At 70.0% G+C, this 2,297-nt stretch carries 3 protein-coding genes; all 3 read left to right on the forward strand.

Features of this window, described 5'->3' with window-relative positions:
* Nucleotides 1-306, forward strand: a 306-nt coding sequence (locus F2B26_RS15870; protein WP_369122554.1) for a DNA-3-methyladenine glycosylase family protein, incomplete at its 5' end; no start/stop codon positions are given.
* A complete protein-coding gene (locus F2B26_RS15875; protein WP_159811002.1) occupies nt 303-788 on the forward strand; it encodes a methylated-DNA--[protein]-cysteine S-methyltransferase in 486 nt (161 codons plus the stop codon). The genes F2B26_RS15870 and F2B26_RS15875, both read left to right, overlap by 4 nt.
* A 207-nt stretch (nt 789-995) precedes the next feature.
* Nucleotides 996-2,297, forward strand: a 1,302-nt coding sequence (locus F2B26_RS15880; RefSeq protein WP_159811004.1) for an ABC transporter substrate-binding protein, incomplete at its 3' end; no start/stop codon positions are given.

Raw genomic sequence — 2,297 nt, forward strand, 5'->3', positions numbered from 1 at the left:
GCCGACGGCACGCTGCGGCTGGACCCCGGCGCCGACTGGGACGAGGCGCGCCGCACCCTGGCCGCCCTGCCCGGCATCGGCCCGTGGACGGTGGAGACCATCGCGATGCGCGCGCTCGGCGACCCCGACGCCTTCACCGCGACCGACCTGGGGGTGAAGGCCGCGGCCCGCACCCTCGGGCTCCCTACCGGCGGCGCCGGGCTGCTGCGCGCCGCGACCCGGTGGTCCCCCTGGCGCGCCTACGCCGTCCAGCACCTGTGGGCCCTGTCCCCGCACCCCGTCAACCAGCTCCCGGAGCAGCCATGAGACACACCGTCATCGACTCGGTCCTCGGACCGCTCACCCTCGTGCTCGACGACGACGGTGCGCTCACCGGCGTCTACATGGCCGGGCACACCCCGGCACCACGCCCCGAACGGCTCGGGCCGCAGGTTGGCCCGGAGGGCTTCGAGACCGTGATCGACCAGCTCGAGGAGTACCTCGACGGGCGCCGGCGCACGTTCGAGCTGACGACCCGGGAGGTCGGCACCCCGTTCCAGCGCGAGGTCTGGGCCGCGCTGCGCGAGCTGCCGTACGGCGCGACGACCACCTACGGCGCGCTCGCGCGGCACGTCGGCCGCCCGGCAGCCGCCCGTGCGGTGGGGGCCGCCGTGAAGCGCAACCCGCTGTCCCTCGTCGTGCCCTGCCACCGCGTGGTCGGTACCGACGGCACACTCACCGGCTACGCAGGCGGACTCGAGCGCAAGACGTTCCTGCTGGCGCTCGAACGGTCCACGGACTGCCTCTGACCTGCAGGAGCGCATGTCGGGACCAGCTCCCGGTCTCATTCCCGTGAGACGCCCCGTCCGCCGATCGAGACGGATTTGTGACGTCACGGACTTGTCCCGGTGATCTTCGAGCGGGACAGTGCCTGGCGTACCCATTCGTTCCGCGGGGCACGACGCGTCGTCGTCGCCGTCTCCCCGCGCTCGGAGCAGATCACGGAAGAGGTCGGCATGGCACTGGCACGCACCGGAAGGCGGGCGCTCCTCATGGGCGCCGGCGTCACAGCAGCAGCACTGGTCCTGAGCGCGTGCGGCGGAGGTGCCAGCAAGTCCTCGACCACGGCGGGCGCCACGGGCGGCACCATCACCGTCGGCACGACCGACAAGATCGTCTCGATCGACCCCGCCGGTGAGTACGACAACGGCTCGTTCGCCGTCGTCAACCAGGTCTACCCGTTCCTGCTCAACACCCCGTACGGCAGCCCTGACGTGCAGCCCGACATCGCCGCGTCGGCCGAGTTCACCTCGCCGACCGAGTACACCGTCACGCTCAAGCCGGGGCTCAAGTTCGCCAACGGCCACGACCTCACGTCCTCGGACGTGAAGTTCTCGTTCGACCGGATCGTCAAGATCGCCGACGAGAACGGCCCGAGCTCGCTGCTGACCAACCTCGACTCGGTCGAGGCCAAGGACCCCACCACGGTGGTGTTCCACCTCAAGGCCGCGAACGACCAGACCTTCCCGCAGGTGCTCTCGAGCCCCGCCGGCCCGATCGTCGACGAGGAGGTGTTCCCCGCCGACAAGCTGCTCGATGACGACTCGATCGTCAAGGCCGAGCCGTTCGCCGGTCAGTACTCGATCACCTCGTACAAGAAGAACGAGCTCATCTCGTACGCCAAGTACGCCGGCTACCAGGGTCTGCTGGGCGCCCCGAAGAACGACACCGTGAACGTCACGTACTACGCCGACTCCTCGAACCTCAAGCTGGACGTCCAGCAGGGCAACGTCGACGTCGCGTACCGCAGCCTGTCCGCCACCGACGTGGCCGACCTGCGCACGGACTCCAAGGTCAAGGTCGTCGACGGCCCCGGCGGTGAGATCCGCTACATCGTCTTCAACTTCGACACCCAGCCGTTCGGCGCCAAGACGCCCGAGGCGAACGCCGCCAAGGCCCTGGCCGTGCGCCAGGCCGTGGCCGACCTGGTCGACCGCAAGGCCCTGGCCTCGCAGGTGTTCAAGGACACCTACACGCCGCTGTACTCCTACGTGGCCGACGGCCTCACCGGCGCGAACACCGCGCTCAAGGGTCTGTACGGCGACAAGGCCGGCGGCCCGTCGACCGATGCCGCCAAGGCCGTGCTCGCCGCCGCCGGGGTCACCGGCCCGGTCAAGCTCGACCTGCAGTACACGCCGTCGCACTACGGCCCCTCCTCGGCCGACGAGTACGCGCTCATCAAGGACCAGCTGGAGAAGTCCGGTCTGTTCACGGTGAACCTGCAGTCCACCGAGTACGAGCAGTACTCCAAGGACCGC

It is taken from the genome of Cellulomonas citrea, from assembly GCF_009829685.1.
GTDB classification, from domain to species: Bacteria; Actinomycetota; Actinomycetes; order Actinomycetales; family Cellulomonadaceae; genus Cellulomonas; species Cellulomonas citrea.